The organism is Arthrobacter sp. CP30 (genome assembly GCF_053470025.1).
This window is the reverse complement of sequence record NZ_JBQEMM010000014.1, coordinates 61319-87030: the sequence shown is the minus strand read 5'-3', so window position 1 is coordinate 87030 and position 25712 is coordinate 61319. Positions and strand designations below refer to the sequence as shown.

General features: G+C 69.5%; 22 protein-coding genes. 6 read left to right on the top strand and 16 right to left on the bottom strand.

The features are described 5' to 3' along the window. A partial coding sequence (locus ACTIMO_RS15835) for a hypothetical protein (protein ID WP_448183009.1) occupies positions 1 to 224 on the bottom strand: 224 nt, incomplete at its 3' end. 419 nt (positions 225 to 643) lie between these two features. Here ACTIMO_RS15835 and ACTIMO_RS15830 point away from each other — a divergent pair. Next, the gene (locus ACTIMO_RS15830; protein WP_448183008.1) at positions 644 to 1996 is read left to right on the top strand and encodes an endonuclease/exonuclease/phosphatase family protein; all 1353 of its coding nucleotides are present in this window, start codon (positions 644 to 646) and stop codon (positions 1994 to 1996) included. A 75-nt stretch (positions 1997 to 2071) separates the two neighbouring features. On the opposite strand, the gene wecC is transcribed toward ACTIMO_RS15830, so the two are convergent. From wecC to ACTIMO_RS15775, 11 genes are all read right to left on the bottom strand, one after another. Further along, complete coding sequence (gene wecC, locus ACTIMO_RS15825) at positions 2072 to 3364, bottom strand: UDP-N-acetyl-D-mannosamine dehydrogenase (protein ID WP_448183007.1); 1293 nt, start codon at positions 3362 to 3364, stop codon at positions 2072 to 2074. Further along, a complete protein-coding gene (locus tag ACTIMO_RS15820) occupies positions 3345 to 5267 on the bottom strand; it encodes a glycosyltransferase family protein (protein WP_448183006.1) in 1923 nt (640 codons plus the stop codon). Before ACTIMO_RS15820 ends, wecC begins: the two co-directional genes overlap by 20 nt. After that, positions 5264 to 6154: an ABC transporter ATP-binding protein gene (locus ACTIMO_RS15815; RefSeq protein ID WP_448183005.1), complete on the bottom strand. Its 891-nt coding sequence runs from the start codon at positions 6152 to 6154 to the stop codon at positions 5264 to 5266. The genes ACTIMO_RS15820 and ACTIMO_RS15815 overlap by 4 nt, the downstream gene beginning before the upstream one ends. Further along, positions 6141 to 7037, bottom strand: a complete 897-nt coding sequence (locus tag ACTIMO_RS15810; RefSeq protein ID WP_082471448.1) for an ABC transporter permease — start codon at positions 7035 to 7037, stop codon at positions 6141 to 6143. The genes ACTIMO_RS15815 and ACTIMO_RS15810 overlap by 14 nt, the downstream gene beginning before the upstream one ends. Further along, entirely contained in the window at positions 7037 to 8785 is a 1749-nt protein-coding gene (locus ACTIMO_RS15805; RefSeq protein ID WP_448183004.1) for a glycosyltransferase family 4 protein, read from the bottom strand. The genes ACTIMO_RS15810 and ACTIMO_RS15805 overlap by 1 nt, the downstream gene beginning before the upstream one ends. Further along, on the bottom strand, positions 8782 to 9972 hold the full coding sequence (locus ACTIMO_RS15800) for a glycosyltransferase family 4 protein (protein WP_448183003.1): 1191 nt from the start codon (positions 9970 to 9972) through the stop codon (positions 8782 to 8784). The genes ACTIMO_RS15805 and ACTIMO_RS15800 overlap by 4 nt, the downstream gene beginning before the upstream one ends. Before the next feature lie 83 nt (positions 9973 to 10055). Next, positions 10056 to 10838 (bottom strand): hypothetical protein, encoded by a 783-nt coding sequence (locus ACTIMO_RS15795; RefSeq protein ID WP_448183002.1) that lies wholly within the window; start codon positions 10836 to 10838, stop codon positions 10056 to 10058. Then, entirely contained in the window at positions 10835 to 11881 is a 1047-nt protein-coding gene (locus tag ACTIMO_RS15790) for an LCP family protein (protein WP_448183001.1), read from the bottom strand. Before ACTIMO_RS15790 ends, ACTIMO_RS15795 begins: the two co-directional genes overlap by 4 nt. Positions 11882 to 11974: 93 nt before the next feature. Then, the gene (locus tag ACTIMO_RS15785; RefSeq protein WP_448183000.1) at positions 11975 to 13393 is read right to left on the bottom strand and encodes a sugar nucleotide-binding protein; all 1419 of its coding nucleotides are present in this window, start codon (positions 13391 to 13393) and stop codon (positions 11975 to 11977) included. 3 nt (positions 13394 to 13396) lie between these two features. Then, entirely contained in the window at positions 13397 to 14395 is a 999-nt protein-coding gene (rfbB, locus tag ACTIMO_RS15780; RefSeq protein ID WP_448182999.1) for a dTDP-glucose 4,6-dehydratase, read from the bottom strand. Positions 14396 to 14457: 62 nt separating this feature from the next. Beyond that, positions 14458 to 15237 carry a hypothetical protein gene (locus ACTIMO_RS15775; protein ID WP_448182998.1) on the bottom strand — a complete coding sequence of 260 codons (780 nt, stop codon included), beginning with the start codon at positions 15235 to 15237 and terminating at the stop codon, positions 14458 to 14460. Positions 15238 to 15485: 248 nt separating this feature from the next. Here ACTIMO_RS15775 and ACTIMO_RS15770 point away from each other — a divergent pair, with 248 nt between their 5' ends. Continuing rightward, complete coding sequence (locus tag ACTIMO_RS15770; RefSeq protein WP_448182997.1) at positions 15486 to 15974, top strand: DUF3515 family protein; 489 nt, start codon at positions 15486 to 15488, stop codon at positions 15972 to 15974. Positions 15975 to 16016: 42 nt separating this feature from the next. Further along, positions 16017 to 16874 (top strand): SMP-30/gluconolactonase/LRE family protein, encoded by an 858-nt coding sequence (locus ACTIMO_RS15765; RefSeq protein WP_448182996.1) that lies wholly within the window; start codon positions 16017 to 16019, stop codon positions 16872 to 16874. 154 nt (positions 16875 to 17028) lie between these two features. Here the strand turns inward: ACTIMO_RS15765 and ACTIMO_RS15760 are convergent, their stop codons facing one another. Further along, on the bottom strand, positions 17029 to 17868 hold the full coding sequence (locus ACTIMO_RS15760) for an SDR family oxidoreductase (protein ID WP_448182995.1): 840 nt from the start codon (positions 17866 to 17868) through the stop codon (positions 17029 to 17031). Positions 17869 to 18281: 413 nt separating this feature from the next. Between ACTIMO_RS15760 and ACTIMO_RS15755 the strand changes: the two genes are divergently transcribed. After that, positions 18282 to 18695, top strand: coding sequence for a hypothetical protein (locus ACTIMO_RS15755; protein WP_448182994.1), 414 nt, complete (start codon positions 18282 to 18284; stop codon positions 18693 to 18695). Here ACTIMO_RS15755 and ACTIMO_RS15750 read toward each other — a convergent pair. Beyond that, the gene (locus ACTIMO_RS15750; RefSeq protein ID WP_448182993.1) at positions 18692 to 19138 is read right to left on the bottom strand and encodes an SRPBCC family protein; all 447 of its coding nucleotides are present in this window, start codon (positions 19136 to 19138) and stop codon (positions 18692 to 18694) included. The two genes, ACTIMO_RS15755 and ACTIMO_RS15750, sit on opposite strands and share 4 nt — an antisense overlap. A gap of 74 nt (positions 19139 to 19212) precedes the next feature. Between ACTIMO_RS15750 and ACTIMO_RS15745 the strand changes: the two genes are divergently transcribed. Next, on the top strand, positions 19213 to 19443 hold the full coding sequence (locus tag ACTIMO_RS15745; RefSeq protein WP_157365852.1) for a DUF3072 domain-containing protein: 231 nt from the start codon (positions 19213 to 19215) through the stop codon (positions 19441 to 19443). 96 nt (positions 19444 to 19539) lie between these two features. Here the strand turns inward: ACTIMO_RS15745 and ribA are convergent, their stop codons facing one another. Both ribA and ACTIMO_RS15735 read right to left on the bottom strand, forming a co-directional pair. After that, on the bottom strand, positions 19540 to 20937 hold the full coding sequence (gene ribA, locus ACTIMO_RS15740) for a GTP cyclohydrolase II (RefSeq protein ID WP_448182992.1): 1398 nt from the start codon (positions 20935 to 20937) through the stop codon (positions 19540 to 19542). Positions 20938 to 21009: 72 nt separating this feature from the next. Continuing rightward, positions 21010 to 21930: a LysR substrate-binding domain-containing protein gene (locus ACTIMO_RS15735; RefSeq protein WP_448182991.1), complete on the bottom strand. Its 921-nt coding sequence runs from the start codon at positions 21928 to 21930 to the stop codon at positions 21010 to 21012. 165 nt (positions 21931 to 22095) lie between these two features. Here ACTIMO_RS15735 and ACTIMO_RS15730 point away from each other — a divergent pair, with 165 nt between their 5' ends. Continuing rightward, on the top strand, positions 22096 to 25656 hold the full coding sequence (locus ACTIMO_RS15730; protein ID WP_448182990.1) for a bifunctional proline dehydrogenase/L-glutamate gamma-semialdehyde dehydrogenase: 3561 nt from the start codon (positions 22096 to 22098) through the stop codon (positions 25654 to 25656). The last annotated feature ends 56 nt before the right edge of the window (positions 25657 to 25712 follow it).

The window sequence follows — 25712 nt, the reverse complement described above, 5'->3', positions numbered from 1 at the left end:
GAATCACTCATATCAGCCTTGGTGTACCGCTGAACCCGATACCGCGGGACATTCGCCGACTTCACCCACGACAACGACACCGACGTATCCGTCTGCGCCGCCGACTTCAACCCCGACGGAACCGCGAAGGCGGGCTCAGCAGCTGATGCCGGAGCACCCATTCCTCCGATCAGGAGGCCAAGGGCCATGAGCGCAGCGATCGATGATCTGAGAAGGTTCCCCAACCTGACATTCCTTTGCATCGGACATCCTGAAATAGAGTGTTGATCGACTCGGGGACGGCCGGGCAGAAACGACAATCAGGGTGACGCTTGAGTGAGAGACCATGTAGTGCCTGCCCGGGACCCATCCCAGCCGTGCCGGGACGTGAGACCTGCTTGCGCCGGGCGACTATGGTTCAGACACTATCCGGCGGTGGCCGCACCGGACGTCCGGAGGACCGCAAGAATGACGAAGTTTCACCGCAGGAGGGCTTCCGGGGGTAGCGCGGCCGAGTGGATGAGCGCCAGACTCGGCGCGTCGGGCATGGCGGACTGAGTACGTCATCGTGCCGAATGCGGAGGGGTCGGAGAATCCCGCCGCCGCAATCCTGATCATCAGGACGACACCACCGTGAAAACACTGTCTTCAGATAAGGTCTCGCATGCCACTTCACGAACCTCACGCCCCCGTACAAGGGCGTCGAATCATCGCGCTCCTGCTGGCACTCGTGCTGGGTACGATGACGACGGTTCTCAGCACCGTTCCGGCGTCCGCCTATTCGGTCCAGACCCCCGCCGGCCTCAGGGTGGCGGCACAGAACAACGCCTCCGTCATCATGACGTGGAACAGGCCGTCGGGTGCCGAGAGATACAGGATCCAGGTCTCGAAGAGCGCGGACTACTCCGCGGCGACCTACCATCGCTACGCGACGAACACCGCCGAGCTGCGCGATCTGACGCCCGGCACCACGTACTACCTGCGTGTGCGGGTGATCTCCGCGGACGGCACCACCAATCTCAGTGAGTACTCGGCTCCCACCACCGTGCGCACGAAAGCTGCACCTCCCCGGGTGGTCAATCCGCTCAAGGTGGCGAGCTTCAACGTCAAATGTGCCAACTGCACCGGACCGGGTGAGCTCTCCTGGGCGGAGCGCAGAGGTGCTGTCGTCTCGACCATCAAGAGCCAGATGCCTGACGTCATCGGTATCCAGGAAGCCTCCCAGGGCTGGCTGTCCGGAGAGACCCGTGCCGGCGGTCTCACCCAGTTCGAGGATCTCGGCGAGCGCCTACGGGCAGCCGGGGCGGGCTATCAGGTGACGAACGGCAAGCGGAACAACTGTGTCAAACACACCACGCCGACCGCCTGCGTCTACCAGGATCAGGGCGCCTCCCAGGGCACCCGATTGTTCTACAACACCACGACCGTCGCACTGGTGAGCCAGGGGTCGCTGCTCCTGCCGAAAGTCTCCGCCTCCGACGCCGCGCGGTACTTCGCCTGGGGCGTTTTCACCCAGAAGTCGAGCGGGAAGCGCTTCTTCGTCGGGGACACCCACCTGGACCCGACGAGTGGCGCAGACCACCACGCGATGAGGATCAAACAGACGCAGGCGATCATCGCAGAGATCCAGAAGCGCAACACAGGCAAGCTGCCGGTTCTGCTGACCGGTGACTTCAATTCGCACAAGTGGACGGCGCCGGCGAACGGCCCGTACGACACCCTGATCAAGGCCGGCTACAAGGACCCGCTCGGGAACACCTACTTCTCGGACATCCCGAGCGCCGGGGCCTCCGCTGAGAAGACGGTCGGTGCGTTCTACGACACCTTCAACGGTTCCAAGCGGACGGCCAATGCACGCAATGCGTACGGCAACGGGACACATCTCGACTACGTCTTCACGTCCGGAATGCGCACCGCCGAATGGAAGACGGCCGTGAACGTCGATTCCAGCGGCAAGTTCGTCGGCGTGATCCCCTCGGACCACAATATGATCCAGGTGACCGTCCAGCTCCCGTAGGTGTGCGGGGAGGGGGAAGCGCTCCTCCCCGCCACCGATGCTGGACCATGCGAAGCACCGGTTCCCGCGGCAGAGCTAGTGCGGGCGGGTCCAGAATCCGCGTGTGTCAACGAGCGTCTTCCCTGCGAGGCTCTCCGCGGGGATGTCCCGGAACCGGTCATGATCCACCAGGAGGACGACCACCCCTGCGGCGTCGACCGCGTCCTGCGTCTCGCGCCACTCCACGTTGGCGATCCCGGACACCACCGATGGCAGGTTCCGCCGGTCCCTGAGCGGGGTTGCCACCAGGAGGCGCGCATGTGGTGCGGCAGCTGCCAGCCGTTGCACGATCTCCACGGCCGGCGATTCCCGGATGTCGTCGATGTTGGCCTTGAACGCCAGACCCAGGCAGGCGATGACCGGCGCCTCGATCCCCTCGATCGCGACGAGGATCTTATCCACCACGTGTCCGGGCTTGCTGTCGTTGACCTCACGGGCCGTCCGGATCAGGTTGGCGTGTTCCGGGTCCGCGGCGACGATGAACCAAGGATCCACGGCGATGCAGTGTCCGCCCACCCCCGGTCCAGGGCTGAGGATGTTGACGCGCGGATGATGGTTGGCGAGCCGGATGAGCTCCCACACATCGATGTTCAGGGTGTCACTGATGACGCTCAGCTCGTTGGCGAAGGCGATGTTCACGTCCCGGTACGCGTTCTCCACCAGCTTGCTCATCTCGGCCGTCGCCGCATCGGTGATGTGGATCTCGCCCTGGCAGAACGTCTGGTAGAGCTGACGGGCGGCTTCCGAGGCGTGACGCGTCAGGCCACCGACCACGCGGTCGTTGGTGACGATCTCGATCATGATCCGGCCGGGCAGCACCCTCTCCGGACAGTGCGCCAGGTGCACCACGGGCTTGCCGTCCGATCCGTCCAGGCTCAGATCCGGCCGGAGTTCGAGGAGGTAGTCACCGAGACGCTGGGTGGTACCCGGAGGCGAGGTCGACTCGAGGATGACCAGTTCCCCGCCCAGGAGCTGCGGCGCGATTCCTTCCGCAGCAGCTCTAACGTAGGAGAGATCAGCGCTCTTGTCCGCCATGAACGGCGTCGGGACCGCCACGATATAGGCGGCCGCGCGCGGCGTGGTGGTGGCCGCCCGAAGGGCGCCCTGGCTCACGGCACCGGCGACGTGGATGCCGAGGTCGGGCTCCACGAAGGGAACGAGGCCGTTGTTCACCGCGTCCACGGTTCCCTGGTTGACGTCGACACCGACGACGGACAGACCGGTGGTGGCGAGGATCGCGGCCGTGGGCAGCCCGATGTACCCGAGACCGACGACGGCGACGTCGGCCCGATCGGACCCGGACGTACGCTCAGATATCAACGTGCTCATGTGGCCTTCCGTAGAACTTGAGATCGCCCTGTGCAAGGAGCTCGGAATCGCCGATCTGCCAGGTATGGCCGGACGCGTTCCGGATCTGGACGTAGTTGAACCGGTCTGCGGAGTAGATGGTCCCGCCGCTCGTCGACACCTTCCGCAGGAACTCCGTGTCCTCGCCGCTCCTGAGGTCGGGGAACCGCTCGGCCCTGAGGAACTCGGCACGCGCGACGATGGTGGGGCCCATGACGAAGTCGGTGAAGCGGTGCTCCCGTTCCCCCGATCTCAGGATTACCGCGTCCGACGAGGTGAGATGCATGTAGTGGGCCTGCTTGCCCACCACGTCCGCACCGGAGTACTCGAGCGCGAACAGCTGGTCGCTCAGGTACTGCGGCCCGTAGTGGTCGTCGTCGTCCATCTTGGCGAGCACCTGACCGTCCGCAGCGTCGGCGCAGCGGTTGAGGCAGGCACCGAGAGTGGTGCCCGGCACCTCGGACAGGAACACGACGTCGTGGATCCCGTGGGCGTGGGCGGTGGCGCGGACCTCCCGCTCCAGGAGCGGTATCCCGTGGGCGAGGAGCACGAGCTGCGCCTGGACGCCCGCTTGTCCGCCGAGGGTGCGGCAGATGTGCTCCAGTTGCCCCGCGCGGATGGTGGGGACGAGGGCCGAGACCGTGGGGCGGGCGACGGGGTCCCGGTGGTCGGGCAGCACGGCCTCGACGACGCGTTCGGCTCTGTGCGCGTAGGTATGCCCGGCCCAGATCCGACGCTGCGCGCGATGGGCGGTGCGGTCGTTGAACTCGGGATTACGCACGAGGGCGCGGACGAGGTGGGCCGTCTCGGCGCGCGTCGCCGCGACCGGGACTTCGTCCACGGTGAAGAATTCCGGGATGGCCGCGCTCGGGGCGGAGACTACCGGTGTCCCGCTGGCCGAGATCTCGAAGATGCGCCGTGCGCACATACTGGGTGAGTCGACGACGGAATTGGCGTTCAGGAACACCTTGAAGGCCTTGTAGGCGGTCAGCATCTGGTCGTACCGGAGGCTTCCGACGACGCGGGCGTCCAGTGGCGCGGGAAACTGGTACTCGGGATCGCCGCCGAGCATGCGGGAGAAGATCTCGAGCCCGAACCTCATCCCGGTACTGGCGTCCATCGCGCCGCCGAGGAGCATCTGGAGCTGCTCCCGACGCTCGGGGTACTTGTGGGCGAAGTACATGCCGGCGAAGGCGACGTCCCTGGCGTGCCGGCCGTGCGGAGGGCGGACGGGATTGTGGAGGGCGGGCTGGGCAGCGAAGGGAAGCACTGCGACACGGTCGTGCCCCAGATCCTCCCGGTAGGACGGCAGGCGGCCCTCGTCGGAGGTGAACACCCAGTCTGCGAGCCCTGCCGCCTGGAGGAAGTCCCGGTAGTGGGGCGGATCCTCCTTGTTCCAGAACGCTGTAGGCACGCCATGCCCCGTGCACCAGCCCATGAGATCACGGAACTCGGGTGAGGGACCCTCCGGTCCGCCGACCTTCCCTCGCCACAGACGGTTGTTCCCGGACCAGGCGGACTCGACGAAGACGAAATCGAGACGCTCCCCCTCGCACTGCTCCAGCCAGCGGCGGGGATCGAGCGGGATGATGGTCCACTCGAAGGCGAAGGCGGCAGAGGAGAACTCGTCGAGGATGACACCCACACGCAGCTCACTCCGGCGGGCCGTCCGCGCCACGGAAGAGGTGGGAGCGAAGGTCAGGTGCCTGCGGCGGCCATGGCCGAGCCACGCTCCCTCGGCTCCCCGCACGCCCCCCGGGACGAGATGACGCTGCTGGGCGCGCTCCCTGCGGCTCCAGGCTTGTAGCTGCCGGACACCACCGCGGCGCAGGTGCCAGAATCCGCGCCTCAGGCGCACCAGCGAACCCGTAGCACCGCTGATCATGCCTTCCTGCGTCCCGGTGCCTGGGCCTCGATCTCGGTGACGACCAGCGTGCTGCGTGCTTCCTCGCGAAGCGCGGCGGCGCTGTCGAGATTGCCCTTGGTGAGATGGCGCGTGTAGTCCAGGTACGCCGCAGTGACCGCCGCCGGGTCCCCGTCCATCAGGAGGTCACCCTCGTCCAGCCAGAGCGCTCGCGTGCACATCTCCCTGATGGTGCCCAGGCTGTGGCTGACCAGGAAGACGGAACCGGCGCTCGCCCGGAGCTCGTTCATCCGCTCCTTGCTGCGTTCCCGGAACTGGGCATCGCCCGTGTTGAGCGCCTCGTCGATGAGGAGGATCTCGGGATCGACACTGGCGGCGATCGCGAAGCGGAGCCGGGACGACATCCCGGACGAGTAGGAGCGCATGGGCAGGTGGATCGCCCTGTCCAGCCCGGACAGGTCGACGATCGATGCGAACTTCTCGTCGATCTCCGGCCGGGTCATGCCCATGGCCAGGCATCCCAGGATGATGTTGTGGTCGCCGGACAGTTCAGGGACCAGCGCGGCATTGACGCCCAGCATCACGGGGACGCTGGAGGCGTAGACCGCTCCGGCGGTCGGATTGCTCTGACCGCTGATGAGCCGCATGAGGGTGCTCTTCCCCGATCCGTTCCGCCCCACGATCCCGATCGCCTCGCCGTGTTCCGCCACGAGGGACAACGGGTTCAGTGCGTCCACGGGAACGAGTGGAGGGCGACCGAGCAACCTGCGGACCAGCCCGCCGACTCCGGCGGGCACCTCCGCCCTCCGGGCGTCGGTCGAAGGGACGTGGTAGCGCATGCTGACCCCGCTGACGACCACCGTGGGCAGGACTCCCCCGCCGCCGTCGTCCTGCCTATTCGCGGACATACGATTCCTCGGCCTTCCAGAAGAACACCATGCCGAGGATCAGCGAGCCGAACGCCCAGGCGGAGAGGACACCCCAGGAGCCCCAGGACGGCAGCGTCGCATAGAGCACGCAGTCCCGCACGATGTCGAGCACGTTGAAGAGGGGATTGAGCTGGACGATGGTCAACAGCACCTCGTGGTCGATGAATCGCTCGTACGAGAAGAACACGGCGGAGGCGTACATCCAGACCCGTAGCGCGAAGCTCAGGAGATGGGTGATGTCGTTGATGCGCGAGATCATCCGGGCGAGGATCAGCCCGACGCCGAGGTTGAAGACCGCCTGGAGGAAGAGGGCCGGGAGGATCAGGAACCAGCGCCAGGTGATGTCCTCCACCGGCGGGAAGATCAGGATGAGGATCAGCATGGTGATGAGCACCGGCACGGAGGCCAGGATCTCCCGCACGTTCACCGAGATGGGAAGCGTGGCGCGAGGGAAGTTGAACGCCTGGATGACCGCCTTGTTCGCCTGGACCGAGCGTGCTCCGTTGGTGATGGCCCGAGCACTGATCTGGAAGAGGAACACTCCGATGACGAGGTAGCCGATGAAGTTCGGGATACCGCGGCTGGTGTTCAGCAGCAGGCCGAAGATGAGGTAGAACGTGAGCCCGTTGAGGACCGGGTTGAGGATCATCCAGGCGCTGCCCAGTCGATCCCTCCGGTTGCCGCTGCTGACCCGCGCTCGCGCATCGTAGACGATGAAGGCGCGATGGTCCCAGATCTGCTTCAGGTAGTCGAGGAATCCGGGCCGCGCGCCGATCCGGAGCAATCCGCGCGTGGAGACGGGGATCACCCTGACTCCGGCCGACTCCCGGGTTTCCTGCTCCTCCTGGCCGTCGTCGGCCATCAGGAGGTGGCTTCCAGGAGCCGGTAGGCGTCGGAGAGCTCGGCGGCATTGTGCGACCAGACGCGGGTCGCCAGTGCCTGCGCCCGGCCGTGAGTGCCGAGGCCGGAACGCTCCGACGGGTCGTCCAGGAGACGCGCGATGGCTTTCGCGAGCGCGTCGGGGCTCTCGGGCTCGACCAGGAGACCGGTGACGCCGTCCGTGACGATCTCCCGCAGCGCCGGCAGGTCGCTGGCGACGACGGCGCGGCCGCAGGCCATGGCCTCCACCGGTTTGAGCGGCGTGACGGCGCTCGTCACGTCGAGGTCCCTGCGCGGCACCACGAAGATGTCGAGAGCCTGGTGGTAGGACCGTGCCTGGTGCCGGGGGACCCGGCCGGTGAACGTCACGCGCGAGGCGATGCCCAGTTCGAGGGCCAGCGACGTGAGGGAGGCAGCTGCGGCACCGTCGCCCACGATCAGGCAGTGCAGGTCCGGTCGGGCCCGGGCCAGGAGGGCGACGGCTCGGAGGAGGGTGTCCAGACCCTCGTAGTCGACGAGGCTGCTGACCGTGCCGACGAAGACACCGGTCCCGGGCAGCCCCAGGGAACGGCGAGCTTCCGCCGGCGGGAGGGGATCGTCGAGATACTCGTCGCCGACCGCGTTCGGGCTCAGCAGGATCTTGTCCTCCGGGACTCCGTTGCGCACAATTCCCTGTCTCATAGCCTCACCTAACGTCACCACGAGGCTGGCATTGCGCATCACCTGTGCTTCACGATCAGTGAAGAGCCTATAGCGTTCGCTCGCCTTCACGTATGCCGGGCGGGTCGAGGCCCAGGTGTCCGCGAGTTGACCGCGGGCCTCGTACACCCACGGGATGCCCAGGGCGCGCCCCACCTGCTCCACGACGATCCCGTTCGTGAAGGGCGTCGTCGCATGCAGGACGGAGGGCTCGAGGTCCAGGGCGAGTCGGAGCAACTCGTGGGCCTGCTGCTGCAGGCGCTCGTCGAATCCCCGGGGCATGGGGACCGGAAGCAGTCGATGGTAGGTGACGCCGTCGATCACGTCGACGTCAGCTGCGAAGAGCTTCCCCACCTGGACGGGGTAGCCGATCCTCGTCGCGGCGTGGACCGTCCACCCGGCCTCCGCCTGGGCCTTGAGGAGCGAATGGGTGCGCTGCGCGTAGCCGCTTCCCGTGTGCGGCAGCGAGTTGGTTAGCAGGTGCAGGACGGTCCTCCCCCGTGGCGCGTAGCCCGAGACCCCGGGGACGGACGGCGTCCAGCCCTCGTAGACCCGCACCTCCCCGGCAAGCCGCTCTGCGTGGTGATGCCGGCCCGCCTCGCGAAGCACCCCGACCGCGCCGGTCATGTCGCCGTCGTACCACCGACGGCGTGCCCGCTGCCCCGCCGTCCCGGCTCCGGAACCGGCCCGGGCCAGTAAGGCGTCGGCCTCGTCGAGCATGCCCGCCGCCAGGGCGACGTCGGCCAACCGGCGTGCGGAGCGTGCGCTGATCCCGGCGTCCAGGGCGCTGCGGAGGATCGATTCGACGCCGGACGCTCGCCCGAGCAGATGGGCCGCGAGCGCCCGGACCACCGGGAGGCGGCTCCCCCGGTCCCCCGCCGACGATCCGATGGTGCCTGCCAGTCGACGGACGAGACCGGGCGGCAGCCTGCGGCTCACCTGGATGGCGAGGATGACCGGATCGTCCTTCACATGGGTGCGGGCCGTGGCCCCGGCGAGCCGGAGGTTGCCGAGCAGGCGGAGTATCCTCACCGGCGCGGTCGTCCCGCTACCTCGGTGATGAGCTCGATGTAGGTGCGGCCCAGCGCGTGCACATTGGCATTGTTCCGGACCCAGGTCCGTCCCTGCTCACCGATCCTCAGCAGGTCCCGGTTGTCCGCGAGCGTGTTCCAGAGCTCAGCGACCGCCGTCGCCTCCGAGGGCACGATGTGCCCGGCCTCGGCTTCCTCCAGGATGCTCCGGGCCTCTCCGCGGACGATGCCCGTGACATGTCGTCCCACCGAGAGCACCTCGTAGGTCTTCGACGGGATGGTGGTGTCGAACGACTTCCAGTCGTCCCGCAGCGTCACGATGCAGGTGTCGGAACGCTCGTAGTAGTCCATGATTTCCGGTCCGTGGACCGGGGGGTGGAATTCGACGGGCGCGTCGAGCCGTCGGGCGAGAGCCATGAGCTCGTTCCGCTCCACCCCGTGTCCCACGAGGGTCAGTCTCATCTTCGGTCCGACGAGGGCAGCGGCGCGGATCGGCACGTCGAGGCGCTGGCTCTCGCCATGGTTCCCCAGATAGAGGACCTCGAGGCGGTCCTGCCGGCCGGCCGGGGGCGCCATGTCCCGGATGGAGGCCATGTCGATGCCGTTGGTGACCGTCGCGACGTTCTTCAGTCCCCTCTCGCGCAGTGTATGGGCGAAACCATAGGTCACCGTCACCACGAGATCCGCGCGGTCCTGGATCGCGATGATGATCCGCTCCGCGAGGCTCTTCGCGTTCCCCTGGACGATGCGCGCATCGCGGGCGATGTCCGGCCAGGCATCGCGCATGTCGACCACCAGTGGCCTCCTCAGCAGGCGCGAGACCACGAATCCCGCGCCGAGGATGGGCAGGCTCGGCACGGTCACGACGACGACGTCCGGGCGGGGGGCGAGGGCGGAGGCAGGGATGCTCATGGTGGCGGAGAACAGGTGGTTGATCAGGCGTCCCCCTCGCGTGGTCCGGTGCCAGAGGAACGGGACACGGCGGATCTGTTCCCCGGATGCACCGCGGTCGGTCCGGAACACGCGGCCCGCCTGGTGCCTGGTGAGGGTCCTGCGGCCGTAGGGCGCGTGCGCCACCGGGGTCACCACGTCGACGTCCCAGCCCTCCGCCCTGAAGGACCGCACGAGCTGCGTCCATCTGCGCTGGGGCGGGCTGTGCTCAGGCGAATAGGAGTGTGTGAGGAGCATGACGCGCAACGGGACCACCCCCCAGCGGAGCTTGCGACCTGATCATTCCGCCCATCGTAGCGTCAAGCTGCACCGGCGCGTCATCAGACGGTCCGATCCGCACGCAGCCGCCGGTAGTACAGCACCCCGAGCCCGAGGAGCAGGACGATGACGAGCACCCGCGTCGCCGGATGCGTGCCGATCGATCGGCTGGACGCCTGGTCCATGTCTGCCGAGCCGGAGACAGCTTCATCCGTTCCGGTCGCTGTAGGTGTCGCGGACGGACGGGCGGAGGCTGTCGTGGTCGGCCTCTCCGCCGTTGGCTTCGCGGTCGGCTGTGCGGTCGGCTGTGCGGTCGACGTCCTCCTCGGCTCGGTCGACGGCGAGGTGGACGGAGACGGCAACTCCTCCTCCCGCAGGTCCTCGACGAGATCGGTCAGCGGATCCCAGCGGAAGGACGAGTAGGCGAGCGATCCGGGGATCACCAGCAGATTCGTCCCCGGTTCGATGAGGTACCCCGTCGGAGGGTGGACGAGCCACCCGGTCCCGGGGTCGATCAGGAAGCCTGTCCCCGGATCGACGCCCGGAACGGGGACTTCCGCAGGAGGCTCCGCGGCCGGCGAGGGCTCCGGAGCCGGTGCGGGCGGAACGGGTGCAGGCTCCGGGACCGCGGGCCCCGGGTCGGGGGATGTGGGGGCCGGCTCCGGAGCGGGACTGAGCGACGGAGCAGGTGCCAGGGTCGCAGCAGCCGGCGGCGGCGTCACGACGGGTGTGGGGCCCGGTGTCTCCACGGCAACCCCCGGACCGGCGATGACGCCGAGCATGAGGACGGCACCCGCGACGGCGGCAGGAGCGGTCAGCCGCACGGATCTGCGCTTCCCGCTCACGATCCACCGTTCGGCGCCGACGACACGTAGTCGCGCAGGGTGTCGGTCTGCAAAGCCTCGGCGATCCGGGCGATGGCGGCTTCATCCTTGACGACGATCGACTGTCCGTCCGCCGAGGTCCCGGTACCCGACGTGGGAAGGGTGAAGAAGTCGATGTCACTTGAGCGGACGCCGCGCAACGAGGCGGCCAGCGATCCGACGGCGGCAGCGTCGAGACCGGAGTCCACCGCCACGAAGGGGGACGTCCGATCGACCACGCCGTAGACCTTCCGAGGATCGGTGAGGGTGTCGGCGGTCAGCAGCTTGCCCATCACGGCCTTGACGAACAGCTGCTGGTTCTTGACCCGCTGGTAATCGCCGTCGCTGAACGCGTAGCGCTCGCGCACGAACTTGAGCGCCGACTCCCCCTGCAGGGTGATCGGTCCCGCAGCGAAGGACTCACCCTCGCTGCCCCGCGACTGGAAGGCGACCGGATTGTCCACCTGCACACCGCCGAGTGCGTCCGTCAGGCCCTTGAACCCTTCGAAGTCGATGCTCGCCACGTGGTCGATACGCGTTCCGAACAGGCCTTCGACGGTCTGCACCACGAGCGGCACGCCGCCGAGCGCCATGGCCGCGTTGACCTTGGCCTCGCCGTGTCCCGGGATGTCCGTCCACGTGTCACGCATGATCGACATGACCTGGATGTCCTGGCGGTCCGCAGGGACGTGCATCAGCATCATGGTGTCCGCGCGACTGTCCACAGGATCAGTGGAGGCGGTATCGCCCAGCTCTTCCGGCGTCGCCCGGGAATCGGTGCCGAGCAGGAGGATGTTGACCGCCCCTTCGGCCTCGGGCGCCACCGCGGGGCGCGATTCCTCTGCAGGGAAGGCTGTCTCGATCGTCTCGGAGCCGGCATCGAAGGACCGCGCGAGCGAGAACAGGTAGCCGCCGGCCACGAGGGCGGCGACGACGACGAGCGCACCGAAGACCAGCAGGGTGGTGCGCACGGGATGGCGCTGGCGCCTCCGTGTCACGCGCGCGTCGGTATCGTTCAGTGCCATCGGGGTCCCCCGTCGAGGAGCTGTGGTCGGGTCGGATTCGGACCAATGATACGGGGCCCACCCGGGAGGGCCGCCCAGGCGAACCGGGAACCCCTAGGGGACGAGCGCTCGGACGTAGGCGGCGAGGCGGTCTGCCGCCAGCGCCGGCGTGAAGCCCGCCGCCTTGAGCTTCGCCAGGTCGAGTGTGCTCTGCAGCGGGCGCGGGGCCGCCTCCTTGCCCGCGAAGTACTCCTCCGCGCTGACGCCCGTGACGTCCTCCCGCTCCCGGCCGGAGAGGGCGAACACCTCCGCGGCGATCTCCGCCCAGCTCTGTGCGTCGCCGTCGTTCGTGACGTTGTAGGTGCCGTACGGTGCGCCGGTGCCGACAAGGTGCAGGATGGCCCCGGCGATGTCCTCGGTGAACGTGAGGCGGCCGATCTGGTCGTCCACCACGCTCGGCGAGATGCCGCGGCCCGCGAGGCTCGCCATGGTGCGCACGAAGTTCCCGCCCTCACCGATGACCCAGCTGGTGCGCACGATGTAGTGGCGCGGCACGGTCGCGACGATCGCGTCACCTGCGGCCTTGGTCTGCCCGTAGACACCGAGGGGACTGAAGGCCTCGTCCTCGTCATGCAGTTCGCGCGATCCGTCGAAGACGTAGTCGCTGGAGACCTGCACGAAGGTGATGCGGTGCGCGGTGGCCACGCGCGCGAGGGCCGCGACCCCCGAGACGTTGACCGCCCAGGCCGCCGCGCGGCCCTCCGGGGTCTCCGCGGTGTCGACGGCGGTGTAGGCCGCCGCATTGATGATGGTGTCGTAGCCCGTCCACGCTCGGGCGTCGTCGAGCCCGCCGCCGAGCAGGTCCAGCTCGGCGCGGCCGGCGAACTCCACCGACGGGTGCCCGTCGAGGGCCGTGCGCAGCGCCCGTCCCAGCTGTCCGTCGGCGCCGACGACGAGCGTGCGGCGCGGCGCGAGCGGTGTGACGTCGGCGAGCCGCGGGTGCTTCCGGTCCTTGTCGGACAGCTCGGCGTCCGCGAGCGGGATGGGCCAGTCGATCGCCGCCGTCTCGTCCGCGAGATTGAGGAACACGTACTGGTCCTGCGCGTCGGCCGACCAGTGGTCGTTGACGAGGTAGGTGTAGGCCGTGCCGTCCTCGAGGGTCTGGAAGGCATTGCCCACGCCGCGGGGGATGAAGATGGCGGTGGAGGGGTCCAGCTCGGCCGTGAAGACCGCACCGAACGAGGGTCCCTCGCGCAGGTCCACCCAGGCACCGAAGACGCGCCCTGTCGCCACCGAGATGAACTTGTCCCAGGGTTCGGCATGGATGCCGCGGGTCGTGCCGGCGGTCTCGTTGAAGGAGATGTTGTTCTGCACGGGTCCGAAGTCGGCGAGGCCGGCGGCCGTCATCTTGGCCCGCTGCCAGTTCTCCTTGAACCAGCCCCGGTTGTCACCGTGGACCGGGAGGTCGAAGAGCACGACGCCGGGGATGGGCGTCCCGCGCGAGCCGAGGGGCTTCGAGAAGGTAGGGCCCACGGGCTACTGCCCCAGTTCGACGTACTTGGACTCGGTCACGGCCTTCTGCGACCGCCACCAGGCCTCGTTGTCGCGGTACCAGGCGATGGTGTCGCGCAGGCCCTGCTCGAAGTGGTGGAACTCCGGCGCCCAGCCGAGCTCGGTCCGGAGCTTGGTGGAGTCGATCGCGTACCGCAGGTCATGGCCCGCCCGGTCCACGACGTGGTCGTAGGCATCGGCAGCCTGTCCCATCTCGGTGAGGATCAGCTCGACGACGTCCTTGTTGTTCCGCTCCCCGTCGGCGCCGATGAGGTAGGTCTGGCCGATCTCGCCCTTGTCGAGGATGGTCCACACCGCGGAGGAGTGGTCGTTCGCATGGATCCAGTCGCGGACGTTCAGCCCCTCACCGTAGAGCTTGGGCCGGACACCATCGATGACGTTGGTGATCTGGCGCGGGATGAACTTCTCGACGTGCTGGTAGGGGCCGTAGTTGTTCGAGCAGTTGCTGATGGTCGCCTCGACGCCGAAGGACCGGGCCCACGCCCGCACGAGGAGGTCGGAGCCGGCCTTCGTCGACGAATAGGGACTCGACGGGTTGTAGGGCGTCTCCTCGGTGAACCGTGCGGGATCGTCGAGGTCCAGATCGCCGTAGACCTCGTCGGTGCTGATGTGGTGGAAGCGCGTGCCGTGGCGGCGGGCGGCCTCGAGCAGGGTGTAGGTCCCGATGATGTTGGTGTCCAGGAAGGGCCGCGGGTCGTGCAGGGAGTTGTCGTTGTGCGACTCCGCGGCGTAGTGCACCACGGCGTCGGCGCGCTGCATCAGCGGATCGACGACGGCGGCATCGGCGATGTCACCGACCACGAGTTCGAAGCGGTCGGCGGGCAGCTCCTCGAGGGAGGCGTGGTTGCCCGCGTACGTCATCTTGTCGAGGACCGTGACGGAGACGTCCGTCTGCTCCATCAGGTAGTGCACGAAATTGGACCCTATAAAGCCGGCGCCACCGGTCACCAGGAGATTCTTCACGTCCTGCACTGTACGGGAGGGGGCGCCCCGGCCTCCGCGGGCGCCCCCTCCCGTTGCGTCACTCACGACTGGTGGCGGCCCCTCCTGCGGAGGGCGACGACCACCACGACGGCCACGACGGCGGCGACGAGGCCCGCGCCGATCCAGACCGCGGGAGCGAGCGAGGAGGTGCGCTCCTCCTCGACCGCCACCGTGCTGCCGCTGGGCGAAGGGGTCGGCGAGGTGGTCGTCCGCGGCGTCGCGGTGACCGTCGCCTCCGGGGTGGCGGAGGGCAGGGTCGCAGGCGGGATGACGGCAGGGGGTGCGGACGACGGCGGGGCTGCTGTCACGGAGGCGGTGGCCGTCGCACTCGGGGTGGCCGTCGCCGTGGGTTGCGCGGCGGTCGGCGACGGCACGGGCCCCTCGTCCTCGATCGGTACCACCTGGTCGGTTGCGGCGTCGTACCGCTCGTTGGTGTAGATCAGCGTGTCCGCGAAGAGCAGGTACCCGGTGTCGGGTTCGATCAGGTGGCCGGTCCCCGGATGCACGAGGAAGCCTGTCCGGGCGTTGATCGCGAATCCCGTCGCGGGGTCGATCCCCGCCGTGGCGGTGGGATCCGGCACGGGCGGTGCGGGTTCGCCGAACGTCGCGTCCGGCTGCGGCTGCTCGACGACGTTCGGCCGCGGCTGCTCGACGACGTCGGGCTGCTGCTGGGCGACGACCGCAGGACGGGGCGCGACGGCGACGGCCGGCGCGGACGGGACGGCCACCGCGACCGCCGCGGCCACGACGAGGAGGGCACCCGCGGCGGCGACCCGCGGACGGACGGTGGGACGGGGGTCAGGGGGGTAGGGCGCTGTCATTCGTCCTCGGCTCGATCTGCGCCGGGATGCTGGGGAAGCGCACCGGTCACGCGTGGGACCGTCAGCCTGAGCGCTGCGGCTCTCGAATCCTACTGGCGGCCGGCTCGTCGGCGCGGTCGGCCGGGTCCGGCGGCGGCCGCGTGTCGCAGCGGGCGGGCCGGGGATCGGATCGGAGGCTGCGGCCGCAAGCCGATGAAGCCCCGACCGCGCGGCGCGGGAAGGCCGGGGGCACGCACTAGGCTGGCTCCATGCGTGCTCTCCCCCGTGCCGTGGCCCTCCTGGCGGCCGCCGCGACCCTGCTGGTCGTGCTGCCCGGCTGCACGTCCGTCGTCGACGTCGACCCCGCGGCGGACGCCGCGAATGCCGACTGCGCGGACGTGATGATCGCCCTGCCGCCGCTGGTCGCCGAGAACGAGCAGCGGGACACGAACAGCCAGGCGACGTCGGCCTGGGGCGATCCGTCCCGGGTGGTCCTGCGCTGCGGCGTCGTCGTCCCCGGGCCGACCACCGATCCCTGCGTGACCGTGAACGACGTCGACTGGGTGGTCCGCGAGGGCGATCCTGCGTGGACCGCGACCACCTACGGGCGGGATCCCGCCGTCGAGGTCCTGTTCGATCCGGAGGAGGTGGCCTCCAGCACGGTCCTCGTGGAGCTGGGCGACGCCGTCTCGCGGGTCGAGCAGACACGGGCCTGCGTGGGCCTGTCCGAGGCCACCCCCGCACCCACCGGCGGCTGACGCCGGACCGACCGCAGCAGCCGCGAACCGCCAGGAGGCACAGTGAAAGCCGAACAGATCTCCGACGTCTGCACCTTCCACGGCGAGGGACCCTACTGGGATCCGCGGCGGGGTGAACTGCTCCTCGTCGACATGATGGAGGGCGACGTCCTCGTGCGCCACGAGGACGGCAGCATCGACCGGCACGACGTGCATCCCCGCCTCGCCGGCGTGATCCGCGGCCGCGCTTCGGGCGGCTACGTCATCGGCGTGGAGCGTGGTTTCGTGTTCGCGGACGAGTCGCTCTCCGATCTGGTGCAGGGGCCGGAGGCCTTCGACGACCCCGCCGTCCGCATGAACGACGGCGGCTGCGACACGGCCGGCAGGTTCCTCTGCGGCTCCATGGGCTGGGAGGGCGGCTTCGGCGCCGGCACGCTGTACTCGCTGGACGGCGATCACTCCGTCTCGACGCTGCTCAGCGGGATCACCGTGTCGAACGGCCTGCACTTCTCCCCCGACGGCGCCACCGTCTTCTTCAGCGACACCCCGACGGGCCGCATCGACGCGCTCGGGTACGACGTCGAGGCGGGGAGGTTCACGGACCGCCGCACCTTCGCCGTCGTCGAGCCCGCGCTCGGTATGCCGGACGGCATGGCGATCGACGCGGAGGGCGGTATCTGGACCGCGCTCTACGGTGGCGGCGCCGTGGCGCGCTTCGATGCGTCGGGCAGGTTGTCGGAACACATCCCGCTGCCCGTCACCAACGTGACGGCGTGTGCCTTCGGTGGGGCGGACCTCTCGACCCTGTTCATCACGACCACGCAGGAGAACATCCCGGCCGGGTCGGAGCCACTGGCGGGCGCCCTCTTCGCGGTGACGCCCGGTGTGGCAGGAGCACCGCTGCCGATGTTCCGGGGCTGAGTCCCCGGTCCGGTCCGCCTCCGGAGCGATGCTGCGTGGGGAGGACAGCCTCCCGCGGACGACCACTGTTATGCGTCCGAGGGAGGCTTGTCCCCCACATGTTCGTGTCCGCTCCCGCTGTGGATGGGTGCGTCCCGGACGGAGCGGACGGACGCTACAGGATGGGTTGTCCGCCCGTCACGGCGATGCGTGCACCGGAGACGTAGCTCCCTTCGTCCGAGGCCAGCAGCACATACACCGGGGCGAGCTCCGCCGGCTGGCCTGCGCGCTGCATCGGGACCTGCTGCCCGAAGCTCTCCACCTGGTCCTCGGGCATCGTCGCCGGGATGAGCGGTGTCCAGATCGGTCCGGGCGCCACCGAATTGGCGCGGATGCCGCGCTCGGCGAGGAGCTGCGCCATGGCGGCCGTCATGTTCGCGATGCCGGCCTTGGTGGCCGAATAGGGCATGAGGGTGGGGACGGGGTTGTCCGAGTTCACCGAACTGGAGCCGATGATCGAGCCTCCCGGGCCCATGTGCGGGAGGACCGCCTTCGTCAGGTGGAAGAACGCGCTGAGGTTGATGGCCAGGGTTCGGTCCCACTCCTCGTCCGGAATCTCCTCGATGCTCTCGTGCGTCATCTGGAAGGCGGCGTTGCTGACGAGGATGTCCACGCGCCCGAACTCCTGCACCGCCGTGTCGATCACGCCCCTGCACGTCGCCGGATCGGCCAGATCGCCGGGGAAGAGGACAGCGGTCCTGCCTGCCTCCTCGACCCAGCGCGCGGTCTCGCGGGCGTCGTCGTCCTCGTCCAGATAGCTGATGAGGACGTCCGCGCCCTCCCTCGCATACGCGATGGCGACCGCGCGACCGATGCCGCTGTCACCGCCGGTGATGACCGCCTTCTTGCCGGCGAGGCGGCCCGAACCGCGGTAGGACTGTTCGCCGTGATCGGGCGCGGGCTCCATCGCATCGGTGCTTCCGGGTGGGTCCTGCTGCTGCACTGGCTGGCTCACTGTTCCTCCTGGTGTCTGCTGGGTTTCTCCCGCGGGCACTTCTCACCATAAGCAGCCTTAGTAGTTGAGGAGAAGCGGATATCAGGTCCGGGAACCCGTTGCGCAGGAGGACCCGCAGCAGCCATGCACCAGCCGGCCGAGTACATCCTGCCGCTGAGGTGGACCGTCGGGGGCCCCCGATGAGCTGGCCCGCTACCTGGCCAGGCTGGTGCGGTGGGTCGACGTCACGGTGGTCGATGGATCCCACGACGCGTCCTTCCGCGTCACGCCCGGTGGGTACAGTACCGACGCCCTATTCGAGGACCTCGAACTGGTCCGGACCATCCGTGCTGCCGGCGGGAGGGAGGCCCGGGCGGACGGTCTCTTCGTGCGTCGTCTTCCCTGTACTGCCGCAGCACGTCCTGCTGCAGCGCGTGCGGCAGGCCTATGACAGCGTGGCGCAGCCGGCGCGCCTTCTGGCGGAACTCGGCGTCCTGCCCGCGCTGGTCCTCATCCGCCCCGACGGATTGCAGCTCGCCGGGCTGGTCTGCGGCGTCGCCGCCCTGGCGGAGCTGGGCCGGCGACGGCGGAATGGGCGGGCGGTGTATCCACCCGCTGCTGCGCTGTGGGCACCGCTGTGGCTCGCGCAGCGGTCCGTGTGCAGCTGGCTCGCCGTCCTGAGCAGTGCGCGCGGTGGGGTGCGGTACACCGGCGGACGGATGCGGCTGGCAGCGCACTCCGAGCGCCAGGTGCGCAGACGCGTCCCGGCGATCCGCCGGCCGGACGGACCACAGGAGCCCCCACCCGTCGGGCGGTGGATCGCCGACGTGCGCCCGGAACCGCGCTAGCCGGCCAGGCTGTCGAGCTTCCCCTTCATCCCGTTCAACGCCGGATCACGCAGCGCGTCGAACGCCGGCCGGAGGAGGGGCTGTGCGATCTTCAGCATCCCCTTCAGGTCGAATTCCGCGGTGTAGGTGACATCGCTGCCGCCCGGGATGGACTTCGAGGGGACCACATCCATCGCATCGGAGGCGACGAGAGTCCCGTTCTCCCCGCGCAACCGGATGTGCCCGGGCCGCAGCTCGATGATCTCGTACTCGATCGGCCGACGCTTGCCACGGAACTCGGCCTCGGCGTGGTAGCGGTGCCCCACGGCAGCCGGTCCGTCGGACCGCTTCCCGACGACGGGGGTCCCCGGATCCCAGGTGCTCGTGTTCTCGAACTCGGAGAGGAAGGCGAAGGCCCGCTCGGGAGGAAGGACGGTGCTGATGGATCCTCTGACGGTGATCATGGCCCCACCCTACAAGGGTGTCGGTGACGGTAAGTAGACTGATGGCTCACGCCCCACGACGAAGAGGAACACACATGGCAGACACACTGGGAAGCCCGACCTCCGAGCCCGACGGCGGTTTCGAGCGCGATCCCTCCGACTGGGTCACCGGCGACGAGCCCATGACCGCGGCTCAGCGCAGCTACCTCGACACCCTCGCCCGCGAGGCCGGCGAGGAGATCCCCGCAGACATCAACAAGGCCGAGGCGTCCGAGCACATCGACAGGCTCCAGGGCAAGAGCAAGAGGCTCGACGAGGGATCCTGATCCCCCGGCACGCCTCGGTACCGAACGGGTCCCACGGTGCAGCGGCTTCCAGCCGCGGCGCCGTGGGATTCGTTCGTCCGGCGTCCGTCACCCTCGTCAGCGCACCGCGGCGAAGTTGAACTCCGTGCAGATGTCCTGTCCGAACACGAAGCGCCGCACGGGGGCGCTGCGGGCCTCGTCGAGGGCATCCGAGCCGCTGAACCGGATGCCCGGCACGCCGTCGCCCACGAGGACGGGCGCGGTGGTGAGGTAGAGCCTGTCGAGCAGCCCGGCGTCGAGGAAACGGGACACCGTCTTCCCGCCTCCCTCGATCAGCACCTTCCACAGCCCCCGCGCCTGCAGGATGTCGAGGACGCGCCGGGGAGCGAAATCGTCCTCCGCGAGCCGGACCACCTCGACGGACGCGGGCAGGCCCGTCGGGACCACCGCTCCGAATCCCGTGATCCACAGGGTCGGGACGCCGTCGTCGGCGAAGACGCGTGCCTGCACACCGACCTTCGCGCCGGCGTCGAGCACCACGCGCACGGGGCTCGTGCCGGGGACGTCCTCGACAGCGAGCGAGCAGTCCTCCGCGAGGACGGTCGACGCCCCGACCACGACGGCGTCCACGAGAGCCCGCAGGCGCTGCAGGTGGCCGTGATCGCCCCGGTCCTCGTGCAGCCCGGCGTCACCCGTCCGCGAGGCGATGAACCCGTCGAGGCTCTGCCGCAGCTGCCCGATGACGAGCTGCCCGGTGGCACCGGCCACGTAGCCGTAGCGGTGGGCCAGCTCCTCGGCCTCACCGGGCGGCGGTGCAGCGGGCACGATGCCGTCCAGCAGCAGGTCCCAGGCGTCGGCGACCGGCGCGGCGTCATGGCGCATCCGGGCCCGCTTCGTCGCCAGGTAGCGTGCGTTCTCCGAGCGCTCGGACACCACGAGCCCCCGCCGCTCGACGACACGGATCCCCAGGTCCGCCAGGGCCTCCTCCTTGGCGGGATTCCCGGAGAGGAGGCGCACGGCCCTGATCCCGAGGTCCTGCAGGATCTCGGCGGCCTGGTCGTACCGGCGCGCGTCGACCGGCAGACCGAGCGCGGTGTTCGCATCCACGGTATCGATCCCCTGGTCCTGGAGTGCGTACGCCTTGAGCTTCGCGAGCAGGCCGATCCCGCGACCTTCGTGTCCACGGACGTACACCACGGCGCCACGACCCTCGCGGGCGATCTCCGCGAGCGCAGCGTCGAGCTGCTCCCCGCAGTCGCAGCGCCATGATCCGAGGGCATCCCCGGTCAGGCACTCGCTGTGGACCCGCACGAGCGGCGGCGCCGCGGTCGTGTCGGTCGCGTCGTCGTCGATCCCCTGCGCGAGCACCACGTGTTCCGTCCCGCCGCCGTCGCGGTAGCCGATCAGCCGGAAGGTCCCGTGCCGCGTGGGCAGCACCGTCTCCGCGACCCGCTCCACGCTGGCGGGGACGGACGGGAACGCGGACGGGAAGGAGCGGACGGGCTGGGCGGGCATGCAACAACCTTAGGAGCGGTGCGGAACAGGGCGAAAACGTGCGTCATCCTTTGAACGGGATCGGCGGACGGTTTATTGCTCCTGCGCGGGGCGCCGCACGCCGGCCGCGGCTCGTCCGAGGACGTCGCGGAGGGCGAGCACGGCGGGTCTGCGCGCGCCGGCCCGGCGTGCCGAGGTGAAGATGGATCGCCGCGGGTCCTCGTCGAGGTCGAGGAGCCGGACGGGGACGCTCCGCCCGGTCCACACGAGATCCGGCATGAGCGCGACGGCGTTGCCGGACTCGATGAGCCGGATCTGGGCCTGGAGATCGGCGGTCTCGTAGCGCACGTCCGGTTCGAACCCGGCACGGCGGCATGCCTGCTCCGCCCAGTGGCGGGACGCGGCACCCCTCGGTTCCATCACCCAGGCCGCGTCCGCGGCATCCGCCACCGTGGTGATGGCCGTGACGGCGCGTCCCCCTGTCCGCGGGACGGCGAGGCGGATCGCGTCCTGGGTGAGCGGTACGTGGTCCAGTTCCGCATGGCGCGGGGCGGCGTGCCCGGGGTACTGCTCGGCGATGACGAGATCGAAGTCGCGGGCGAAGGTCTCGTACAGCGCCCTCTCCGGTTCGCGCTGCACCATCTCCACCCGGACCTCGGGGTAGTCCCGGTTCATGGCCGTCAGGGCGTCGGGCATCAGCGCGAGCGCCGCGGACTGGAACACGGCGACCCGCACGGTCCCCGAGACCGTGGTCAGCGACGCCGCGAGGTCGGCCTCGGCCCGCTCCAGGGTTTCGAGCAGTTCCGCCGTGTGCGCGACGAGCACCTCGGCCTGCGGCGTCAGGACCACGCGCCGTCCGGTCTTCCGCAGGAGTTCGACGCCCACTTCCTTCTCCAGCAGGGCCAGTTGCTGCGACACGGAGGACGGGCTGTAGCTGAGGGCCGCGGCGACGTCGGCGAGCGTGCCGCGGATCTTGAGCTCCCTGAGCAGGCGCAGTCTCCGCAGGTCCAGCACCGTGCCTCCAGGGGTCGTTCCCGCGGTCCCGGTTCTTCGGTTCCGCTGACGAATACCCTTCGGTATTCATCGCTTTTCCCCATCCTACGGCCGGTCGATACTGGGACGTGAAGTAGCTGCTTCATCCTGTGCCCGGCGTGAGCCGACCGACCGAGAGCCGTTGCCATGACAACCCAGATCCCGCCCCTCGAGGGCTTCGCCGCCACAGCGGCCACCCCCGACCCGTCCGTCGACACCCACCCGGTGAACGACGGCGGCCCCACCCGCTTCCTCGCCGTGCCCGGCGGGACCACCGAGATCCCGGCGACGCTGCCCGAGGAATCCGTCGCGCTCGTGCGGCGCTGGCTCACCGAGGCGTCGAAGGTGCCCGTGGACGCCTCCGCACAGCAACTGGCAGGCGTCCTGAAGGATCCGAACGGACTGGCCTTCACGGTCGGCTTCGTGGACGGCGTCATCCGTCCGGAGGACCTCTCGGTCGCGGCGCGCAACCTCGGCGCCATCGCGCCCATGGTGCCCGGCTTCCTCCCCTGGTACATGCGCGCTGCCGTGAAGATCGGCGCCGGCGTCGCCCCCGTCCTCCCCCAGGTAGTCATCCCGATCGCGCGGCGCGTGCTGCGCGAGATGGTGGGACACCTCATCATCGACGCCTCGGAGGCGAAGCTCGGCCGCTCGATCGCGAAGATCCGGCGCGAGGGGATCCGCCTGAACGTCAACCTCCTCGGTGAGGCCGTGCTGGGCGACCGGGAGGCCGAGCGCCGCCTCGAGGGGACCGTCCGCCTGCTCGAGCGCCCGGATGTCGACTACGTGTCCATCAAGGTGTCCTCCACCGTGGCTCCGCACCCCGCGTGGGCGTTCGAGGAGGCCGTGGAGCACGTGGCCGAGAAGCTGACGCCCCTCTACACCCTGGCCGCGCGGTCCGGGTCGAGGAAGTTCATCAACCTCGACATGGAGGAGTACAAGGACCTCGACCTGACGATCGCGGTCTTCACCAAGATCCTGGACCGTCCCGAGTTCCTCGACCTGGAAGCCGGGATCGTGCTGCAGGCCTACCTGCCGGATTCCCTCGCAGCGATGATCCGCCTCCAGGAGTGGTCCGCCGCCCGGCGGGCGCGCGGTGGCGCGGGCATCAAGGTGCGCGTCGTCAAGGGCGCGAACCTGCCCATGGAGACCGTGGAAGCCTCGCTGCACGACTGGCCGCTCGCCACCTGGGGCTCAAAGCAGCAGTCCGACACCCACTACAAGCGCGTCCTCAACTACGCACTGCAGCCCGGCCGGGTGGAGAACGTCCGGATCGGCGTGGCCGGCCACAACCTCTTCGACCTCGCCTTCGCCTGGCTCCTCGCCGGCGACCGGGGCGTGCGGCACGGGATCGAGTTCGAGATGCTCCTCGGCATGGCCCAGGGGCAGGCCGAGGCGGTCAAGCGCGATGTGGGCTCCCTCCTGCTCTACACACCCGTGGTTCACCCGAGCGAGTTCGACGTCGCCATCGCCTACCTGATCCGCCGTCTGGAGGAGGGCGCGAGCCAGGACAACTTCATGTCCGCCGTCTTCGAGCTCACCGAGAACGAGGCCCTGTTCGAGCGCGAGAAGAACCGGTTCCTCGCCTCGCTGGGCGATCTCGACGACACCGTTCCGGCGCCGAACCGCCGGCAGGATCGCACCCGTCCCGAGCCGGCCCACCCGGGCACCGGCTTCGTGAACACCCCGGACACCGATCCCTCGCTCCCCGCGAACCGCGCCTGGGGCCGGGCCATCCTGGATCGCGTCCCCACCTCGCAGCTCGGGAACGACCTCGTGGCAGCGACGACGCTCACCCGCGCCGAGGACCTCGAGGAAGCCGTCGCCGGTGCCGTCGCGGCGTCGGGTGACTGGGGCTCCCTGACCGGTGCCGAGCGGGCCGTGATCCTGCACCGGGCCAGCGACGCCCTCGAGGCCCGCCGTGCCGAGCTCATGGAGGTCATGGCCGCCGAGACCGGCAAGACGCTGGACCAGGCCGACCCGGAGATCTCCGAGGCCGTCGACTTCGCCCACTACTACGCGGAGCGTGCCCGCGACCTCGACGACGTCGACGGTGCCGCCTTCTCCCCGGTACGGCTCACCGTCGTCACCCCGCCGTGGAACTTCCCCGTCGCGATCCCGGCCGGCTCCACCCTCGCCGCCCTCGCCGCCGGCTCGGCGGTCATCATCAAGCCCGCCTCCCAGGCCCGCCGCTCCGGTTCGGTCATGGTGGACGCCCTCTGGGCGGCCGGTGTGCCGCGCGAGGTCCTGCGCCTCGTGCAGCTCGAGGAGAACGAGCTCGGCCGCCGGCTCATCGCCGACCCGCGCGTGGACCGGGTGATCCTCACCGGTGGATACGAGACCGCGGAACTCTTCCGCTCCTTCCGGACGGACCTGCCGCTACTCGCCGAGACGTCGGGCAAGAACGCGGTGATCGTGACGCCGAGTGCCGACCTCGACCTCGCGGCGAAGGACGTGGCGCAGTCGGCCTTCGGGCACGCAGGGCAGAAGTGCTCGGCGGCGTCGCTCGTGATCCTCGTGGGAAGCGCCGCCACATCGCACCGCTTCCGCAATCAGCTGCTGGACGCCGTCGCCTCCCTCACCGTGGGCTACCCCGAGGACCCCACCACGCAGATGGGGCCCGTCATCGAACCGGCCGCGGGCAAGCTCCTCGACGGGTTGACGACCCTCGGCGAGGGTGAGTCCTGGCTGATCGAACCGCAGAAGCTCGATGCCGGCGGTCGGCTCTGGAGCCCCGGCGTCCGTGACGGCGTGAAGCGCGGGTCCACCTACCACCTCACGGAGTACTTCGGGCCGATCCTCGGTATCATGACGGCCGCCACCCTCGAGGAGGCCATCGCGCTGCAGAACGACATCGACTACGGCCTCACCTCGGGCATCCACTCCCTCGACAGCAAGGAGATCGCCATCTGGCTGGCCGGTGTCCAGGCCGGGAACCTGTACGTCAACCGCGGGATCACCGGCGCGATCGTGCAGCGGCAGCCGTTCGGCGGGTGGAAGAAGTCGGCGGTCGGCGCAGGAACGAAGGCCGGAGGCCCCAACTACCTCGCGGGTCTCGGCTCCTGGTCGGCCAGGGAGTCCACCGCCGACGCCGCGCCGCTGGCCGGCGCCGCTCCCCTGCTCACGGCGGCCCGGTCCGCGGGACTGCCGGAGGCGGACCTCGCCCGGCTGGCGCGCTCGGCGGCGTCGGACGCCGAGGCGTGGACCGGCGAGTTCGGTGCCGTGCGGGACGTCTCCGCGCTCTCGGCCGAGCGCAACCTCTTCCGGTACGTCGCCCACCCGGTCACCGTCCGGCTCGCGGAAGGTGCGCCGGTCTCCGATCTCGTCCGCGTGCTGCTGGCCGCCCGCGCCGCCGGCGCCCCGGTCTCCGTCTCGAGCGCCGTCGAGCTGCCTGCGGCGCTCCGCCCCGTCGTCGCCGCGCAGGCCGAGAGCCTCACGACGGAGGACGATGCGGCCTGGCTCGCCACTGCGTCGACCTCGGCGGCACGCCGCGTCCGACTCATCGGAGCCGGCGCGTCCGAGCTCGCCGTCGCGACGGGCGGACGCCCGGACCTCGCGGTCTACGCACAGCCGGTGACGGAGTCGGGGCGCGTGGAACTCCTGCCGTTCCTGCAGGAACAGGCGATCAGCATCACCGCTCACCGCTTCGGTACGCCGAACGCGCTGACGGAGGGAATCATCCCGTCCCACCAGGAGCGGTCGGTGTAGCCCACCGCCTCTGGCAGAATCGGTCCGACACTACTCGAGCCCGTCTAGGGCGGCCG